Raw genomic sequence first — 283 nt, 5'->3', positions numbered from 1 at the left:
CTACAAGAAGCATCCGCGCAACGTGCTCGGCACCCTAGTTCCAGGCCGGGCCCGGGGCGGTAAGAACCGCCCCCAAGTCCGCACTCGCGGCGGGGACACCGCCGCCGATCTGAGCAAGGTGTTGGAGCGAGAGATCGCGGCCGCCGTCGAGGCTGGCCTGGCCATGACCGAGAACCCGGCCCGGCGTGAGGAGGAGGCCCAGGGGCCCGGCGCGCAGGAGCTGTTTGGGGAGCATGCCGAGCGGTTCGACGGGCGCATCATCGAGCTGCCGGACGGCAGCTTC

The 283-nt window shown here is 71.0% G+C and carries 1 protein-coding gene; it reads left to right on the top strand.

The features are described 5' to 3' along the window. Positions 1 to 22 precede the first annotated feature (22 nt). Positions 23 to 283, top strand: a 261-nt coding sequence (locus ACWFR4_RS48380) for a hypothetical protein (RefSeq protein WP_453658321.1), incomplete at its 3' end; no start/stop codon positions are given.

Source organism: Streptomyces sp. NPDC055140 (genome assembly GCF_053607285.1).
Note: the sequence above shows the minus strand (reverse complement) of the source record. Positions and strands in the feature narration are given on the sequence as shown.